The organism is Prevotella veroralis (genome assembly GCF_018127765.1).
GTDB classification, from domain to species: domain Bacteria; phylum Bacteroidota; class Bacteroidia; order Bacteroidales; family Bacteroidaceae; genus Prevotella; species Prevotella veroralis.
This window is the reverse complement of record NZ_CP072330.1, coordinates 1,516,004-1,533,223: the sequence shown is the minus strand read 5'-3', so window position 1 is coordinate 1,533,223 and position 17,220 is coordinate 1,516,004. Positions and strand designations below refer to the sequence as shown.

At 41.9% G+C, this 17,220-nt stretch carries 16 protein-coding genes, 1 tRNA gene and 1 pseudogene; 13 read left to right on the top strand and 5 right to left on the bottom strand.

Annotated elements, in window-relative coordinates; translation table 11 throughout:
• Positions 1 to 172: 172 nt before the first annotated feature.
• From J5A55_RS12470 to J5A55_RS06435, 3 genes are all read left to right on the top strand, one after another.
• On the top strand, positions 173 to 304 hold the full coding sequence (locus tag J5A55_RS12470; RefSeq protein WP_262502367.1) for a hypothetical protein: 132 nt from the start codon (positions 173 to 175) through the stop codon (positions 302 to 304).
• A 109-nt stretch (positions 305 to 413) separates the two neighbouring features.
• Positions 414 to 487, top strand: a tRNA-Met gene (locus J5A55_RS06440).
• Positions 488 to 797: 310 nt separating this feature from the next.
• On the top strand, positions 798 to 3,095 hold the full coding sequence (locus J5A55_RS06435; protein WP_004383732.1) for a carboxypeptidase-like regulatory domain-containing protein: 2,298 nt from the start codon (positions 798 to 800) through the stop codon (positions 3,093 to 3,095).
• A 114-nt stretch (positions 3,096 to 3,209) separates the two neighbouring features.
• Here the strand turns inward: J5A55_RS06435 and J5A55_RS06430 are convergent, their stop codons facing one another.
• Entirely contained in the window at positions 3,210 to 3,380 is a 171-nt protein-coding gene (locus J5A55_RS06430) for a DUF362 domain-containing protein (protein WP_004383733.1), read from the bottom strand.
• Positions 3,381 to 3,793: 413 nt separating this feature from the next.
• On the opposite strand from J5A55_RS06430, the gene porT reads away from it, so the two are divergent.
• The 3 genes from porT to J5A55_RS06415 all read left to right on the top strand — a co-directional run bounded on the left by porT (position 3,794) and on the right by J5A55_RS06415 (position 6,317).
• On the top strand, positions 3,794 to 4,540 hold the full coding sequence (gene porT, locus J5A55_RS06425) for a type IX secretion/gliding motility protein PorT/SprT (RefSeq protein WP_004383734.1): 747 nt from the start codon (positions 3,794 to 3,796) through the stop codon (positions 4,538 to 4,540).
• Between the two features lie 211 nt (positions 4,541 to 4,751).
• Entirely contained in the window at positions 4,752 to 5,915 is a 1,164-nt protein-coding gene (locus J5A55_RS06420; protein ID WP_004383735.1) for an ATP-binding protein, read from the top strand.
• A gap of 69 nt (positions 5,916 to 5,984) precedes the next feature.
• Positions 5,985 to 6,317 (top strand): hypothetical protein, encoded by a 333-nt coding sequence (locus J5A55_RS06415; RefSeq protein ID WP_004383736.1) that lies wholly within the window; start codon positions 5,985 to 5,987, stop codon positions 6,315 to 6,317.
• A gap of 469 nt (positions 6,318 to 6,786) precedes the next feature.
• Here J5A55_RS06415 and J5A55_RS06410 read toward each other — a convergent pair whose 3' ends face one another.
• Complete coding sequence (locus J5A55_RS06410) at positions 6,787 to 7,623, bottom strand: bifunctional metallophosphatase/5'-nucleotidase (protein WP_004383738.1); 837 nt, start codon at positions 7,621 to 7,623, stop codon at positions 6,787 to 6,789.
• Positions 7,624 to 7,644: 21 nt separating this feature from the next.
• Positions 7,645 to 8,409, bottom strand: coding sequence for a 5'-nucleotidase C-terminal domain-containing protein (locus tag J5A55_RS06405; protein WP_039851449.1), 765 nt, complete (start codon positions 8,407 to 8,409; stop codon positions 7,645 to 7,647).
• A gap of 318 nt (positions 8,410 to 8,727) precedes the next feature.
• Between J5A55_RS06405 and J5A55_RS06400 the strand changes: the two genes are divergently transcribed.
• The 3 genes and pseudogenes from J5A55_RS06400 (at position 8,728) to rplS (ending at position 11,933) form a co-directional block, all read left to right on the top strand.
• Positions 8,728 to 10,863, top strand: a complete 2,136-nt coding sequence (locus J5A55_RS06400; RefSeq protein ID WP_004383740.1) for a TonB-dependent receptor — start codon at positions 8,728 to 8,730, stop codon at positions 10,861 to 10,863.
• A gap of 404 nt (positions 10,864 to 11,267) precedes the next feature.
• A pseudogene (locus J5A55_RS12330) lies at positions 11,268 to 11,402 on the top strand (acid phosphatase); the annotation flags it as partial.
• 162 nt (positions 11,403 to 11,564) lie between these two features.
• Positions 11,565 to 11,933 (top strand): 50S ribosomal protein L19, encoded by a 369-nt coding sequence (gene rplS / locus J5A55_RS06395; RefSeq protein WP_004383741.1) that lies wholly within the window; start codon positions 11,565 to 11,567, stop codon positions 11,931 to 11,933.
• Positions 11,934 to 11,988: 55 nt separating this feature from the next.
• Here rplS and J5A55_RS06390 read toward each other — a convergent pair whose 3' ends face one another.
• Both J5A55_RS06390 and J5A55_RS06385 read right to left on the bottom strand, forming a co-directional pair.
• On the bottom strand, positions 11,989 to 12,273 hold the full coding sequence (locus J5A55_RS06390; RefSeq protein ID WP_004383742.1) for a hypothetical protein: 285 nt from the start codon (positions 12,271 to 12,273) through the stop codon (positions 11,989 to 11,991).
• 571 nt (positions 12,274 to 12,844) lie between these two features.
• Entirely contained in the window at positions 12,845 to 13,219 is a 375-nt protein-coding gene (locus tag J5A55_RS06385) for a RidA family protein (RefSeq protein ID WP_004383744.1), read from the bottom strand.
• A gap of 225 nt (positions 13,220 to 13,444) precedes the next feature.
• On the opposite strand from J5A55_RS06385, the gene J5A55_RS06380 reads away from it, so the two are divergent.
• The 4 genes from J5A55_RS06380 (at position 13,445) to J5A55_RS06365 (ending at position 17,207) form a co-directional block, all read left to right on the top strand.
• Positions 13,445 to 14,635 (top strand): phosphoribosylaminoimidazolecarboxamide formyltransferase, encoded by a 1,191-nt coding sequence (locus J5A55_RS06380; RefSeq protein ID WP_262502369.1) that lies wholly within the window; start codon positions 13,445 to 13,447, stop codon positions 14,633 to 14,635.
• An 11-nt stretch (positions 14,636 to 14,646) separates the two neighbouring features.
• Positions 14,647 to 14,832, top strand: coding sequence for a hypothetical protein (locus J5A55_RS06375; protein ID WP_004383746.1), 186 nt, complete (start codon positions 14,647 to 14,649; stop codon positions 14,830 to 14,832).
• Positions 14,833 to 14,951: 119 nt separating this feature from the next.
• Positions 14,952 to 16,145: a pyridoxal phosphate-dependent aminotransferase gene (locus J5A55_RS06370; protein WP_004383747.1), complete on the top strand. Its 1,194-nt coding sequence runs from the start codon at positions 14,952 to 14,954 to the stop codon at positions 16,143 to 16,145.
• A gap of 222 nt (positions 16,146 to 16,367) precedes the next feature.
• Entirely contained in the window at positions 16,368 to 17,207 is an 840-nt protein-coding gene (locus J5A55_RS06365; protein ID WP_004383748.1) for a MotA/TolQ/ExbB proton channel family protein, read from the top strand.
• Positions 17,208 to 17,220: the final 13 nt, after the last annotated feature.

Below are 17,220 nucleotides of genomic sequence, written 5' to 3'. Positions count from 1 at the left end.
AGACGAGGGCGTCTGTCCCTACTCTTAGCACCACCTTAAACAGAAGTAATCACAATTTTGAATCTTGAATTATGAATTATGGATTACCAAACGAGGGCGTCTGTCTCTACTTTGAAGCAATCGCCTTCATTTAACGAAGGCGTTTCTTCAATTCAAAGAGAGGCTTCCTTTGATGTCAAGAGAGGCTCTCTTCAATGCAAGGAAACGCCCTCTTCAAATCAAGGGAACGCTCTCTTGGTTTGCTAATGCTACTACTTACTTCTTCTATCAACCTCTATCAGCATTCTTTTTCATTGATCATTAGCATTAGACAAAAACCTTATCGGGGTTATAAAAAAGTTGAATAACATTTGTAAGTATCATTTTTTTTCTATACCTTTGCAACCGCTTTAGGACACTAAGGCACGTTGGATGGCGGGATAGCTCAGCTGGTTAGAGCGTCGGATTCATAATCCGGAGGTCGTGGGTTCGGGTCCCACCCCCGCTACAAAGATGGGAGTTACAGATTGTTCTGTAACTCTTTTTTTGTTGAAGTAAGGATGAGTACGAATGTAGCTACGGGTTAGGGAGCATCAAATTCACCTTTTTATATAGAAGATCCCATCGAACAACAAGCATCCAAGAAAGTATCTACAATTATATAAAAAAACATGCGAAGAGTTTTTGTCATGCCGTTGTTTTTTTTTAATTTCGCAGAGTTTTAGTTTTTAATAGATAGTGGTTAAAGAGGAAACAACAATCACTCAGGGCAGAACCAAAGCCTCTATCCATCTAATAACCTATAAGATATAACCATAATGAAAAGATTTCTTCTGTGCATAGCAGCACTGAGTTTTTACGTTAACTTGCATGCAAAAGTTGTCATAACAGGGCAAGTTACTGACGAAACAACATCCCCTATCATTGGTGCCGTAGTCAAGTTGGTCAATGAAACAACGTCAATTACACAGACAGTAACCAACAATGAGGGTTCATTTAACCTTACCATGGAGGAGAGCGATGGGCACAAAGAACTCATCATAACCTATATTGGATATACAGATTATCGTGTATCTCTGGAGAACACACAAGGGAATACCGACCTTGGAAAGATTCAACTGACTCCTTCCACACAAGAGTTAAAAGGTGTAGAAGTGATTGGGAAGCGTGAAATACAGAAGATTGACCGGCGTATTATCACCCCTTCAAAACTCCAGCTAAAGGCTTCTACTAACGGAGTTATGCTCATACAGAACATGCAATTAGCTGGTATTCGAGTCAACACCATCGATAATACCATCACGACGACGACTGGAGATGCAGTCCAATTACGCATTAATGGTGTCATAGCAAAGATAGAAGAGGTTAAAGCCCTACGCCCTCAAGACATTGTAAAGGTTGAATACCACGACATGCCCGGATTACGTTTTAATGGTGCAGCAGCCGTCCTCGACTTCATTGTGAAGTATAAGAATAAAGGTGGAAACATCAATGGTGACCTCACCGATGGACTATCGATGTTAGGCTATGGAGAAAACCTTTTGTCTGCCAACTATCACAAAGGTAGATCCGAGATAAAGTCTTCTTTCTATTGGAATAGGCGTGATTTGAGGTGGAAAAGAGAGAACTACGAGGAGTACCACTACCCTCATCAGACCATAGAGAATAGAGAGATTGGTGAGCCAACAAAGGCTAAGTTCGATAATATGAGCTTCTCTCTGTGGTACAACTATTCGTTTAAGAAGAGCAGTATTAGTGCTATCTTCCGTGATCACTACAATAAGGAATCTAACTCACCAGAGGATAGAATCAGTACGCTTTATCGTGGTACTGACGTCTACCACATCACCGACTTTAGGCATGGACATGATAACACGCCCTCGTTAAATTTGTATTTTCAAACTGAGCTTGCCCATAACCAGCACTTGTACTTCGACCTAATTGGCACTTACATCAATAGCCATAGCCAGCGTACATACACCTTATCATCAACCACACAACCTACTCAGACGATTGCTTCCATTACTGATGGTAACAAGTACTCCATAATAGGTGAGGGCATTTATGAGCGTATGTTCAAGGATAGCAAACTGTCACTTGGGTTGAAGCATACGCAGATGTACACCAATAACACGTATGATGGAAACATCCAAAGTCAGGTAAATATGAATACAGCAGAGACCTTCGCTTACACTGAATGGATGTCAAAACTGGGCAAGCTGACCTATACCCTCGGGTTGGGAGGGATGCGTATTTACAACCATCAGCACGATAAGAAGCTATCGAAGTTCATCCTTCGTCCGAAGCTCTCCCTCGCTTATCAACCTTGTAATAACGTAACTTTAAAATATCAAGGATACGTTTCGGCTTATGCTCCTTCACTCTCCGACATGAGCAATGTGTCACAGGATATTGACGTATATCAGCTTAGGAAGGGCAATCCTAACCTAAAGTCTGTAACCTTCGTATCGAATGAGTTGTCCTTAAACTGGGGCACAAAATGGTGCGATCTATCGTTATTTGGAAGGTATAGTTACGATTCCCACCCTATCATGGAAGAGACTTATATTGACAACGGAAAGTTTGTTAGGACAATAGATAACCAAAAGAACTTCCACAGACTACATACCCAAATGGACATAAAGTTGCATCCCTTTGGTGATTGGTTCTCGTTACAACTTACTCCATTCTTCAATCGGTACATCAGTAACGGGCATACTTACGCACATACACTCTCGAACTGGGGAATGAATGGAAATCTACTCGTAATGTACAAACAATGGGTATTCGCAGCCGGAGTACAGACCAGGTACAATGAATTATGGGGTGAAACACTTACCAAAGGAGAGGCGAATCACGTCATATCAGTAGGTTATAACAAAGACAAATGGGCGTTAAATCTCATCATGGCATCACCTTTCTCTAAACAATACTCAAATGAAACGGATAACTTGTCACGCCTCGCTCCTAACCGACAACTGGCTTTCTCAAAGAGTTTGAGACGAATACTTCTGCTTAACTTCACATTCAATTTGAATTATGGAAAAGGCAAATCAAGCATCAATAAACGTATTTCCAACTCTGATAATGATTCTGGTATCATGTATGGAAGATAAAATAAACACCTTTCGAATCGCTCCTCTCTTATGGGAGGAGCCATCATCAATACAATAAAAAAGGCGAGCCTCGAAAGGTTCGCCTTATGAATTTAATCAGTAACAGTCGTGTCCTTACTCTGGAAGACTAATTGCCTCGTTAGGACAAACTGATGCACAAGTACCACACTCAGTGCATGCGTCTGCGTCAATCTTATAGATATCGCCCTCAGAGATAGCCTCTACTGGACACTCATCGATACATGTACCACATGCGATACAATCGTTGCCAATTACGTAAGCCATAATATAATGTCTTTAATGTTAATAATGTTTTTGTACTATAAATAGGCTTCTATACCTACTTCTGATGGTGTAAAGGTAAAAAGAAAATCGTTAATACCTAAAGATTATGAGATAAATTACAAATATTTAGACGGCATAAAAATAGAAAAGGGGGGCTTTTCAACGAGCCTATTAACCGATTGACAGCAATGCTTACACTGATTATAAGGATTATAAAATATTGTATCATAACACATTACACATCATCAGCTTGATTATTCCCATCTACTTTCTCCACCCCAACGAGCCTGCACTACAGACAATGGGGATTGCACCATGAGATATATCTAAGAATTACATAGAACACAGAATACCTATAAGTAAGTAGGTAGACAGACAATAAAAAGGAGGTAAAACACGTTTAAGAAGACAAGATGAAGAGAATTATATTATCATTAACTCTGCTTGTCATTGCCCTAACAAGCGGTGCCCAAGAACGGAAAGTACAGAACCGTCCCTATACAGACTTGCGTAATTTCCACTTCGGTGTACTTGTTGGTACACACTTGCAAGATATTGAATTGAATAATGTTGGACCTCAAATGATCGACTTAGAGGATGGTGCTGGACCTGTGGAAAAGACTATCTCCACTGATCAAGACCGATGGGATGCGGGCTTCACTGTCGGTGTCTTGGGCGAACTACGCCTCAACCAGACCCTCCAACTACGCATTGCTCCTGCCATGTACTTCGGTACTCGACACCTTACCTTTCGTAATCTTACGGACTTAAACAGCCTCGGAGAGCCTACAGAACAGGTGCAGGAGATGAAGACCGCATACGTTTCTTGTGCCTTCGACCTCATCGCTGCAGCTCCAAGATTCAATAACCATCGCCCTTATGTCATGTTAGGTCTAAACCCAATGATGAATCTCTCGGGTAAAGACAACGACTATCTAAAACTTAAAAAGAGTGATTTATTCCTCGAGGTAGGTCTCGGCTGTGATTTTTATCTACCTTACTTTAAGTTAAGACCAGAGCTAAAATTCATGTATAGTCTCACTAACAGCCTTGATAAAAACCATTCCAAGAACCTTAGAGACAAGCACATGCTCATGTACACTAACGCTGTCAACGAGTCACGAACTAAGATGATAGCCCTCACATTCTACTTTGAATAACCTTTCGCAATCTTCTTTTACACCCTGATTATTCGTTCAGAGAATTAGTAAAAAAGCCCGATTACAGATAAAGAAAGCCTTTTAAAATCTATGTAAATTTGGAGTTCAACTTCAAATTTACATAGATTTCGCTTTAAAAACACCCTTTTCTCTTGTCTTATCAGTATATTTTATGTAATTTTGAAGTCGTACTTCAAGATTACATAAAACGATGGATAAGTATATACACCGCCAATTGGAAGGAACCATACTAGAGGCTTCTCGATACTTCTCAGTCATTGCCTTGACCGGACCAAGACAATCGGGAAAGAGCACACTACTATCTCAACTGTTCCCACTATACGATAAGTACAGTCTAAAAGACCTCTACTTATTAGATTATGCAGAGCATGATCCCATCGCATTCCTTAGTCAGACAGACAAGGGAATGTTTATAGATGAGATTCAAAAATGCCCTCAGTTGCTTGATTACATACAAGGGATAGTGGACAACGACCCGTCTAGACGCTTCCTACTATCAGGTAGTTCTAACTTTGAAGTGATGCATAATCTATCTGAGTCGCTGGCTGGAAGGGCTGGTATCTTCGAACTTCTCCCCATGTCAATACCTGAAATTGCGGAACAAACAGACTTTAGCAGCCTCAATAACGTCCTATATAACGGATTCTACCCAGCCATCTGCTCGGGTAAAAACATTGCCAAGTTCTTCTATCCCTCATACGTTAGGACTTATTTAGAAAAGGATGTTCGAGACCTCTTACAAGTAAAGGATCAACTGTTATTTACCAAGTTCATGAAGTTGTGTGCAGCCCGTATTGGATCCATCTTTAACGCTTCAGAACTAGGCGCGGAGGTAGGAGTTAGCTCCAAGACCATCGGTCATTGGCTATCCGTCTTACAGGCTTCTTACCTCATAACACTCCTCCCGCCCTACTTTGAGAATATATCAAAACGACTGGTGAAAAGCCCTAAACTCTATTTCAATGACCCAGGATTGGCTTGCTACTTACTTGATATTGAGACACCGCAACAGCTTGATAGGGATAAAATGCGTGGTGCCATCTTCGAGAATATGATTGTTGCAGAAGCCCTCAAGCACCGTTATAACAAGGGACAAGAGGGTGGTGTCTTCTTCTATCGGGACTCTAATCAGAACGAGGTAGACCTTCTTATAAAACAAGAAGGTGAACTTACTGCCATCGAAATAAAGTCTGCTATGACTTATAGTTCATCTTTTGAGAAAGTTATCTCACAATTAGATGGATGGATAAAAACACCTATTAAACAGAAAGTTATTGTCTATTCGGGGGATTATGAAAACCTCAATGGCAATGTAAAATTGATCAATTACAAGCATATAGCAAATATTTTCTGATAGAAAAGAGGTTTATTTCGAGAAAAAGAGTATATTTGCAACATTATTAACAGCAAACTATAACAAAGCATGAAACAATCTTTTATCTTTATCGCAGCCCTTCTCTTCAGTCTAAACATCAGTGCGCAGAAAACGGAGAAGCAAGACTCTCTGAACATACCAGTTATTCTGGTGGATGGAGTAGAGGTTAGTAACATGGACAATATAGCTAAAGATGACATCCAAAGTGTCACCGTCATCAAGACTCCAAGCGTCACGAAGCTGTTTGCACCACGCTTGGGTGGAGTGATATGTGTCACCACTAAGTCTAAAAAATACCTCCAACAGATTATCAAGAAATACGAAGAAGACAAGGAAAAAGCCGATAAGAAGAAAGAAGAAGGTAAGACTTATATAAGGTAAAAGGTACTTCTATTAATTCAAAATTCATAATTCATAATTCAAAATTGTGATTAGGTAGAGTTGGCGAGTTGATAAGTTGACGTGTAAAAGAGTAGTTTATTCTGTTGGATATAGTGCCAAAAGTAGGGACAGACGCCCTCGTCTGTCCGCCCTAACACGCCTGATTAGCCCCATACACTTCCTATTTATGCGGACAGACGAGGGCGTCTGTCCCTACTTTGAATCACCACCTTTAATAGAGATAGATAACTGGTAAAAACAAAGAGAGCCTTTCTTCATTATAAGGAAAGCCTCTCTTCAATACGAAGAAACGCCCCCTTCAATTGGAAGAGGGCGTTTCTTCTTTTTCATCCTATTGTCCTTTGCTAACGAGGCATCGCCTCGTTACACTCCGACAAGCCCTATCCTCCATGTGCAAACGGCACTATCTACGCCCCTCTCCGTTGGGAGAGGGGATGGGGGTGAGGCTTTACTTCTTCTTCATATTAAGCACCAGCTTGCCCACAAAGATAGCGTGCTTGCCATTCTGATCATCACCAACTAACTTGCCGTCGAGGTCTTTTACGTACTCAAGTTTCGTTAGGTACGTGTGAGAATGCCCTCCCAACACAAGGTCAAGACCACGAGTTCCAGCGATAACTTCCTCATCGCTGACCCCTTCAATGTCCCATCCAAGGTGCGAGATACAAATGATTAAGTCGCACTTCTTGCCTTTCAACTCGTTAATAACCTTCTGTGCGCACGCAACAGGGTCGTTATAAACGATCTTACCATAGTTAGCTTTCACCACAAGACCATCCAACTTAGGAGCAAGACCGAACACTCCTATCTTCAAGCCATTGCGTTTCAAGATGATATAAGGCTTTACCAAGCCCTGAAGTGGCGTACCCGTGAAGTCGTAATTAGCGCAGACTATAGGGAAATTAGCCATCTTAAAGAGGCGAACCATATTGTCCATACCAAAGTCGAACTCATGGTTTCCTATCGTAGCAGCGTCATAGTGCATCCGATTCATTAGTCCCACTTCAACGTCACCTTTGAACATTGTATAATAAGGAGAGCCTTGTGAGAAGTCGCCACTATCGAAGAGTAGCAAGTCAGGTTGCTTCTTTCTCTCTTCTTTGAGCATTGCTATACGACGCACGAAACCGCCTCGTCCAGCCTTCATAGTGTCTGCGAGGGTTGTACTTAACGGATAAATCTGACTGTGCGCATCGTTTGTATGCAGGATTGTTAACTGCTTTGTCTGTCCGAAAGCGAGGATTGCTATCAAACAGAAACTCATCAATAATATATTTCTTTTCATCTTCTTCAACTATAGATATGGTTATTCTACACGAATACGACCCTCTTTCTGAGCATTGACAATGCGCCCTTTAGCGGTTTGCTCCTTAAAGAAGTTCATGATAATAAAGCGTGTGTTGTTGCTTGATTCTTGCGGAGATACAACATTAGTTGCCGACTTGAACGCCTCCATCTTATCGTTTCCTTGTGCCAAATAATCAAGTGTTGCGATACGATAAGACGCTTTCGGGTCAATCTCCTTACCATTGAGAAGAGCCGACTTCAACTTGTGGTCGCGTGTGAAAACAAGCTCTACTCCATGGCTAACAGCCTCTCCACCAGTATAAGCCATCTGACGGAACAACTCTAAAACCTTCTCTCCAGTGAGCGTAACGAAGCATATCTTGTTCTCAAAAGGAGCTATATCAAGGACGTCGCCATAGGTGATTTTACCCTTAGGGAGGGCTGCACGAATGCCACCCATGTTGTAAACACCGAAGTCAACACGCTCATTATAATCGCGAGCACCCCACACCATGATGTCAGCCAAGAGGTTGGATAGGTCGCTCTCAGGTCTGTGTGCAACCATCTCATGGTCTGTTTCGCCCACAACAGGTCCCATTACCGAGTCCACCTTGTGCTTGAAAGGTTCCATAAACTTTGCTGCGTCGGCATCAGGAGCAGCGTCATACCTGCTATCCACCAGCACACGTGTACGCTGAATACCGGCTAACTCATAGTGAGACGCACAGCCCGTCAATGCCAGCAATGCTGTTAATCCAGATAGATAAACTGTTTTCTTATACATATATAATGATATTTTATAAATCTCATAAACATTCCTCAGCCCATAGGGCATCCTCTCTTTGATTGGATAACAATGTTTCCTACCTTATATATATAGGTAACATGGCATGCTGATAACATCTAAAAAGACAATGCAAAAGTAAGAAAAAAAATCGAATACACTGCTTGTCTAAGAATGAAAGATAGTCTCTCTTTTCATGAAAGGACAAACGACAGCATCCCCTACGACCCTAACTATACCTTGTTTTAGGTATTGTGAGTTTGAAAGACTATTTATACTTTTGTAACCAATAATTAATATTTAACGGATAGTGTTCACATGAAGAAAGAAGTAATTTACCTATCTCTTACAATGCTCACAATGGCTGCAATGCCATGTAATGCACAAGCACAAGAGATAGAAGACACCACATTACAACTCAAAGAGGTAACAATTAGTACAACACGTATGCCCGAAGTAAAGCAGAATGCGGCTGCTACTGTTACCATCATTGACCAGAAGCAAATAGCAGAAATGAGCAAGGCAGCTCCCGATATCACTCACCTCTTAGGCATGCTCACACCTGGTATGGCTCTATCAAGTAATACTACAAGCTCTCGGTCACAATCACTTCGTGGAAGAAGCGCACTTATCTTGATTGATGGTATTCCTCAATCAACTCCTTTACGTTCAACCGATCGTGACATCAGAACCATCGACATCGCTGCTATCGACCATATAGAAGTGGTGAAGGGATCTACTGCCCTCTATGGTAACGGGGCTATCGGTGGATTGATAAACATCATCACTAAGAAGAATACCACCACTAAGTCTTTTGCAGGAGAGACGACTCTCTCAGGGTCAACCTACAATTTCTTCCGTAAAGGAAAAGGCCAGGGTTATCGCATCAACCAGCAAGTCTATGGACGTGTGGGTAATTTCGATTACCTCGTAAATGGTGCTTTCGGGCGTACAGGTAGCGCTATTGACGGTGACGGAGAGTTTATTTCTCCACGTTACGGACTCGGTGATACTTACACTACGAATGCCCTCGTCAATCTCGGTTACAGCCTATCTCCAAAGAACAGAATTGAGTTGATGTATAATTTCTATCGTAGTTTGCAAGACACGAAACTGATTCCTTTCGGCGGAAAGTACCTCCAAAGTCCTTCTATTGGCGTCATTGGCAACAAGGACCCACAGGCAGTTGACGAGGGAACAAGGTATAACCACAATGCATACCTCAAGTTTACTTCAAAGGACATATTCAAGCACACCGACTTAGAAGCGTCTGTTTATGGTTCAAGTCTTTACACCATCTTCGACTTCCGCAAGGCTAATCCTGCACAACCAAGATGGGAGGAAACAAGCGGACAGTCGGCTGTTAAGGACCGTAAGTTCGGTGTTCGTGCCCAGTTCAACAGCCGTCTTATCTTCTCTGACAACGCCTTTGCACATCTTGCATACGGTTACGACTACCTCTACAATAAGACTTCTCAACCCTTAGTAGACGGCAGGTATTGGATGCCATGGCTCACCAGTAACAACCATGCACCCTTCCTTCAGATCAAGACAACGCTCTGGCAACACCTTAACATCAAACTCGGCGGACGTTACGACCATATCAGTGTGAAGGTGCCAGACTACGATGTACTGCGTAATAAGCTCTCCGACCCACAGGTGCACGTAAAGGGTGGCACGCTAAAGTATAATAACATGTCCTTTAACGTGGGTATTTCTTATAACAAATATCCTGCTTTTCAACCCTTCGTAGCCTACTCTCAAGGCTTTTCTATCTTCGACTTAGGTCGTACACTACGTGCTGCTAAGGCGGATGTACTCTCTAAGATCTCCACAGAACCAGTAAAGACTAACAACTACGAGATTGGTGCTTACTCTGATATTAACCATTGGCTGCAACTCAATGGCTCGTTCTTCTACACCTATTCTAAGCTAGGAAGTGACCTCAAGATAGACCACGGCTTCTGGGTAGTCAACCGTACTCCACAGAAGGTATATGGCGTTGAGTTGAGTGCAGATGCGCAAATCCTCAGCAACTTAAAGGCAGGTGCTAACCTCTCATGGTTCGAAGGTAAGCTCAAATCAGCTACTGGTAAGTGGGACACATACATGTCGAATATCTCCATTCCAGCCGCTAAGTTGGCAATGTATGTCAACTATGCTCCAGTCAAGAATACCTATCTCCAACTGCAATACATACACACGGGTAAGCGCGACCGATTCGCTCCTAACGCATCAGGTGTATATAACGAAGGAGAAGGAAAGGTAAGTCGTATCAACTTACTAAACCTCACTGCAGGTGTTAACTTGAAGGTTTGCGACTTGAGTTTGTCGGTAACCAACCTCCTAAACTACACTTATTACACACCAGCATCCATGATGATGGCACGCAATGCAGAGTATGCCCACGCCGATGGACGCAGGTTAACTCTCACCGCAGTGTTTAAGTATTAAGGCACAGAAACACGACAGGAAGGTCCCCACGTGGTGGGAGATTCCTAGAGAATAAATCAGGGGTAGATGTTCAGCATCTGCCCCTTTCTTATGCACAACGCGCCTCACAAAAAGGCAAAACAGCCTATCGCACATCGTAAACTATAAGCAGGAAAGACAGAATATAGCGTATATTGCATTTCTTCTTACCTGCTTTTCTTTTATTTTTATGCGTATTTCGCATTGCAGGAATGCGCATCAAATTGTATTATCTAAGCGTGATAATTAATTATCTAAGTGTGATAATACTTTATCTAAGTCTGATAATTAATTATCACGCTTAGATAATATAAAAACATACGCATTGCATGAATACGCAATACGTATCGAAATAATACGCGAAGCGCATAGAAAGAAGATAGAATCACTATCAGAGCGATGCTGACGCAGGTCGCCTATGTGCGAGTGTAGGCTACGCCGCCGTTCATTCATCCGAAGCTTTCCAGAAACAAATGGCTAAGGCTAAGAAGGAAATAGCCAAGATTCTTGCTACAAAATAAGCTTGATTCTTGCCCTAATAAGCATTAAAAGCAAACAAATACTTTGTTGTTTCGACGAAAAGCAGTAACTTTGCAACGCTTTTCGGTGTAACCGCTGGTTGTGGAAGAGTCATTAACTACGTTACATTGGAGCGACAAACAATATTTAATTAACAATAAGAAATGGATTTAATTAAAGTTGCTGAAGAAGCATTTGCAACCGGCAAGCAGTTCCCAGAGTTCAAGGCTGGTGACACAGTAACCGTCGCTTACAAAATTGTCGAGGGTAACAAGCAGCGTATTCAGCTCTATCGTGGTGTAGTAATCAAGGTTTCTGGCCATGGAGAGAAGAAGCGTTTCACTGTTCGTAAGATGTCAGGCACCGTTGGTGTTGAGCGTATTTTCCCTATCGAGTCACCAAATATCGATTCTATCGAGGTGAACAAGCGTGGTAAAGTTCGCCGTGCGAAACTCTATTACCTACGTAATCTTACAGGTAAGGCTGCACGTATCAAGGAGAAGAGAACGGTTGTTGCTTCTACTGAGAAGTAAGCCCTTGGAGATCCAAGAAAATAAAAGTCCGATACCAAAAAGGTATCGGACTTTTTTAATCTTCATAGTTCAACTTAGCATCATTGTCGCCATGCAAAGCCTTACTTAGGTCTTTCCAGTTCTGGAACCCGGCGAAGAGAGCCAACCTATCTAACGTCTTTTGTGATGGTTTCTCTTTACCTTTAAAATAACCAATCAGCCTTTTCAGTGATGTAGTCTCCAAATTGATATGGTAGACCGCCAGCCTGCTTGATAACTTCTCTACATCTGCCACTAGCTCTTTACGCACTTGAGTCTTATGCCCTAGATCCTCAATAATGGCTCTAAACTTCTTTTTCATCTCTCATTGAAAGCATTACTAACGTGCTGCAAAAGTAATAAAAGATTAGGTAAATACGTAAGGTTCAATGAGTTTTTTATATTGCTAATGGTGAATAACAACCTATATTTGACCTTAGATATTTGTATGCTAAATAAAAAGAGACTATCTTTGCAAAACGAAAAGAAAGTAAGATGGGAGCAATTATAGTATCAATATTCGTTTCAGCTATAGCATGGATTGGTGGAATATACTTCTATATTCAAGACCATAAGCCTACAGGAAATAAACAAGAAACGCTATAAAACATATATAGAAACTGATAACAGATAAACAAGAGAGCCTTTCTTGCAATTAAAGAGAGGCTTTCTTTGATGTGAAAAGGGCGTCTCCTTATTACAAGAAGGGCGTTCCTTTCATTTCACAAACATAGCATAAAAGTAGGGACAGACGCCCTCGTCTGTCCGAAAAGTATAGTTTTCTGTTGCATGAAAAGGGATTTTGAGACGGACAGACGGGGGCGTCTGTCCCTACAATCTTTGAATCTTATGTACAGAAGAAATGCTCTTCCTAAATGGAGAGAATGTCTCAATTACTTTACAGCAATGCACTCAACTTCCACCAAGGCACCCTTTGGCAAGGTTTTAACAGCTACTGCCGAACGTGCAGGATAAGGCTCTTTGAAGAACTCGGCATATACCTCATTCATCGCAGCAAAGTTATCCATATCAGAAAGGAAAACGGTTGTCTTCACAACATGAGATAGGTCGACACCAGCTGACGCCAGTACGTTTTGTGCATTAGTAATTGATTGGCGAGTCTGTTCCTTCACACTTCCTTCAGCGAAAGCGTTGGTAGCTGGGTCAATAGGAAGCTGACCAGATGCAAAGATGAAACCATTGGCTTCGATTGCCTGACTGTAAGGTCCAACTGCTGCAGGAGCCTTGTCTGTGTGTAATGCGTGCATGTCTTTAAGATTTAAAAAGGAGTTAGAGATGTTAAAGAAGTCATCAGGAGCAACCCTAACACCCCTATTCCTTATCTGTTAATACTGTTATTTACGGCTGTAAAATTACTATTTTTCTATAAAAGGAACAAAGCATAGCAGTGATTTTTATCGAATAACAACTAAGGAGAAAGGGCTTTTCAATTATTTTTCGCTACCTTTGTAGCACCAATCCACATATACCACATAAGTTATATGAAAGAATTAGCTCTTAAGTACGGATGCAATCCGAACCAAACGCCTTCACGTATTTATATGGAGGAAGGCGAACTCCCTATCACTGTTCTTAGTGGGCGTCCAGGATACATTAACTTCCTCGATGCGCTCAATAGTTGGCAACTCGTAAAGGAGTTGAAGGCAGCTACTGGACTGCCCGCAGCAGCTTCGTTCAAACATGTTAGCCCTGCTGGTGCTGCCGTAGGACTGCCTCTTAGTGACACACTAAAGAAGATTTACTTCGTTGATGACGTCGACTTCGAGTTGACACCATTGGCTAGTGCATACGCAAGAGCACGTGGCGCCGACCGTATGTGTTCGTATGGCGACTTCTGTGCACTTAGTGATACTTGTGACAAGGAAACGGCTTTGCTCATCAAACGTGAGGTGAGTGATGGCGTGATCGCACCTGACTTTACACCTGAAGCATTAGACATTCTCAAGGCGAAACGCAAGGGTGGTTACAACGTTATAAAGATTGATCCGAATTACACTCCAGCACCTATCGAGCACAAGCAAGTGTTTGGTATTACCTTTGAACAGGGCAGAAATGAGGTGAAACTAGATGATCCTGCGCTCTTCGAGAATATCCCTACAAAGAATAAAACGTTCACCGAAGAGGCAAAACGCGACCTTATTATCTCGCTCATCACACTGAAGTACACACAAAGTAACTCTGTTTGCTATGTGAAGGATGGGCAGGCTATCGGTATCGGAGCCGGTCAGCAAAGTCGTATTCACTGCACTCGTTTGGCTGGTAATAAGGCTGATGAGTGGTGGTTGCGTCAATGTCCAAAGGTGATGAACCTACCTTTCAAGGAGGGTATTCGTCGTGCCGATCGTGATAACACCATCAATGTTTACATCTCGGATGAGTATGAGGACGTATTGCAAGAAGGGGTTTGGCAACAGTTCTTTACCACTCGCCCAGAGCCTCTCACACGTGAGGAACGCAAGGAATGGATCGCTAAGAACACAGGAGTAGCACTCGGTTCGGATGCTTTCTTCCCCTTCGGTGACAACATCGAACGTGCCCACAAGAGTGGAGTGGAGTATATTGCGCAGGCTGGGGGCAGCATTCGTGACGACCATGTCATCGATACTTGCGATAAATATGGTATCGCAATGGCATTCACAGGAGTACGTTTATTCCATCATTAAACCGATTTTGTATGAGCGAGATAGATGATATTATAGAAGGAGGAATGGTCTTTCGAGGCGCATCAAAGCCCAAGAATGATGATGGGAAAGTAAAGACTAAAGCCAAGAAGAAGAAGTATATTACAGGTGCACACGGCTCTGGCAGTGCTAAGCAAAAGGCTAAGTACCGCCAGCAAAGAGCCAATCGTCACAAGTAATACCAATGATAGTGAAATAGTGAAAATGATAATTATATGAAATAAAGATGGAAAAATTACGTTATCAGAACAATAATACGTAATTTTGTATTCAATATTCATAAGGCAAGATTATATAAATGGCACAACTATCAGATCGTCTGAATCGACTCGCACCATCAGCAACGTTGGCAATGTCACAACGTAGTAATGAGATGAAAGCGCAGGGTATTGACGTTATTAATATGAGCGTTGGTGAACCTGACTTTATGACGCCAGATCATGTGAAGATGGCTGGTAAGAAAGCTATAGATGATAATTTTTCGAAGTATTCACCTGTTCCTGGTTACTTATCTTTGCGTAAGGCGATAGCAAATAAGCTCAAACGTGAAAATAACCTCAACTATTCTGCATCGGAGGTAATCGTTGGTACGGGTGGAAAACAGGGCGTTTGTAATACAATCTTGGCTCTTGTTAATCCTGGTGATGAGGTTATTATTCCTGCTCCTTATTGGGTAAGCTATCCACAGATGGTAAAGTTGGTGGGTGGGATCACTGTCATTGTTCCTGCTGGGATAGAGCAAGATTTCAAGGTAACAGCTGATCAGTTGAAAGCTGCTATTACATCGAAAACGAAACTAATTATTCTCTGTTCCCCAAGTAACCCTACTGGTAGTGTTTATACAAAGGAAGAGTTGGAGGCATTGGCAAAGGTTGTTTTGGAACATAATAACCTCTTTGTTCTCTCGGATGAGATATATGAACACATTAATTATATAGGTTGTCATGCAAGTATTGCAGCCTGTGAAGGGATGAAGGAACGCACGATTATTTGTAATGGTGTTAGTAAAGCGTACGCCATGACGGGCTGGAGACTCGGATGGGTAGCTGCTCCTGAGTGGATAATCAAAGGCTTGAATAAATTGCAAGGTCAGTATACTTCTGGTACAAGCAGTGTTAGCCAGGTGGCTGCTATAGCAGCTTATGAAGGTGATCAGAGATGCGTAGAAGATTTCCGCGAAGCTTTTCAGCGTCGTCGTGATTTAATAGTTTCTCTGGCGAAGGAGGTTCCAGGATTGGAGGTAAACGTTCCAGAAGGGGCATTCTATTTATTCCCTAAGTGCTCAAGTTTCTTTGGTAAAACTAATGGGAAGTATGTAATTAATAATTCAACGGACTTTGCTTTGTATCTCCTCGAAGAAGGTCATGTGGCAACAGTGGCTGGTGATGCATTTGGTTCGCCCGATTATTTCCGTATGAGTTATGCGACAAGTGACGACAATATCATTGAAGCTCTTTCACGCATTAAAGATGTCTTGTCGAAACTTAAATAGTAATTGATTAAATCGTAAGATAGCAAGGTTAGAAACTATATAACTATAATTGTTAAATGTTATTAATCGTAGTTTTAGTTCCTCATTAATTGCTATCTTTGCGGAAATAAGATGATGCTGTGACACGTATCTAATGGCATTGTCTCATACAAACAATTAAAAATCAGAAAGATATTAACAGTTTAATTCATTAATAACTAAAAATTAAAATTTCATCAAATTATGGCAACTACACAACAAAAAGCAGCCCCAAAGAAGAAATCAGAGGGCTTCACAGGAGTTAGAGGTGCATTCTGGGTTATCGTCGTTTGCGCTATCGTTGCATTCACACTGTTCTTTACATGGTTCGGTAATGATATGCACTTCCAGGATCCAGGTACACGTGAGAACCCTGCAGATGTTTGGGGTACTATCTTTAAGGGTGGTGTCGTCGTTCCTGTAATCCACACTCTCTTGCTCTCAGTACTTGCAATGTCTATCGAGCGTTGGATGGCTTTGAAGACCGCTTTCGGTAAGGGTTCTCTTCCAAAGTTTGTAGCAAACATTAAGGCTGCTCTTAATGCAAATGATCTTGCTAAGGCTAATCAGCTTTGTGATCAGCAAAAAGGTTCTGTAGCTAATGTTGTTAAGGCTTCTTTGAATGCTTATAAAGACATGGAGACAGGTGCTAATGCTAATCTTAAGAAAGCACAGAAGGTTGCTAAGATTCAGCAGGCTCATGAGGAGGCAACTCAGCTTGAAATGCCAGTTCTTACAATGAACCTCCCAATCCTTGCAACAATGGTTACACTTGGTACTCTTACTGGTCTTCTCGGTACTGTAACGGGTATGATCAAGTCTTTCTCTGCTTTGTCTGCAGGTGGTGGCGCTGACTCTGCTGCACTTTCTGCTGGTATTTCTGAGGCGTTGATCAACACAGCATTCGGTATTGCCACATCATGGTGTGCTGTAGTTTCTTACAACTTCTTCTCTAATAAGGTTGATAAGTTGACTTACGCTCTCGACGAGGTTGGTTATTCTATCGCTCAGACATACGAAGCAAACCATACAGAAGAGGCTTAATTTTTGCTAACCC

Coding starts and splice junctions, on each gene's coding strand:
- J5A55_RS12470 (WP_262502367.1), top strand. CDS start 173: ATGTCAAGAGAGGCTCTCTTCAATGCAAGGAAACGCCCTCTTCAAATC.
- J5A55_RS06435 (WP_004383732.1), top strand. CDS start 798: ATGAAAAGATTTCTTCTGTGCATAGCAGCACTGAGTTTTTACGTTAAC.
- J5A55_RS06430 (WP_004383733.1), bottom strand. CDS start 3,380: ATGGCTTACGTAATTGGCAACGATTGTATCGCATGTGGTACATGTATC.
- porT (WP_004383734.1), top strand. CDS start 3,794: ATGAAGAGAATTATATTATCATTAACTCTGCTTGTCATTGCCCTAACA.
- J5A55_RS06420 (WP_004383735.1), top strand. CDS start 4,752: ATGGATAAGTATATACACCGCCAATTGGAAGGAACCATACTAGAGGCT.
- J5A55_RS06415 (WP_004383736.1), top strand. CDS start 5,985: ATGAAACAATCTTTTATCTTTATCGCAGCCCTTCTCTTCAGTCTAAAC.
- J5A55_RS06410 (WP_004383738.1), bottom strand. CDS start 7,623: ATGAAAAGAAATATATTATTGATGAGTTTCTGTTTGATAGCAATCCTC.
- J5A55_RS06405 (WP_039851449.1), bottom strand. CDS start 8,409: ATGTATAAGAAAACAGTTTATCTATCTGGATTAACAGCATTGCTGGCA.
- J5A55_RS06400 (WP_004383740.1), top strand. CDS start 8,728: ATGAAGAAAGAAGTAATTTACCTATCTCTTACAATGCTCACAATGGCT.
- rplS (WP_004383741.1), top strand. CDS start 11,565: ATGGATTTAATTAAAGTTGCTGAAGAAGCATTTGCAACCGGCAAGCAG.
- J5A55_RS06390 (WP_004383742.1), bottom strand. CDS start 12,273: ATGAAAAAGAAGTTTAGAGCCATTATTGAGGATCTAGGGCATAAGACT.
- J5A55_RS06385 (WP_004383744.1), bottom strand. CDS start 13,219: ATGCACGCATTACACACAGACAAGGCTCCTGCAGCAGTTGGACCTTAC.
- J5A55_RS06375 (WP_004383746.1), top strand. CDS start 14,647: ATGAGCGAGATAGATGATATTATAGAAGGAGGAATGGTCTTTCGAGGC.
- J5A55_RS06370 (WP_004383747.1), top strand. CDS start 14,952: ATGGCACAACTATCAGATCGTCTGAATCGACTCGCACCATCAGCAACG.
- J5A55_RS06365 (WP_004383748.1), top strand. CDS start 16,368: ATGGCAACTACACAACAAAAAGCAGCCCCAAAGAAGAAATCAGAGGGC.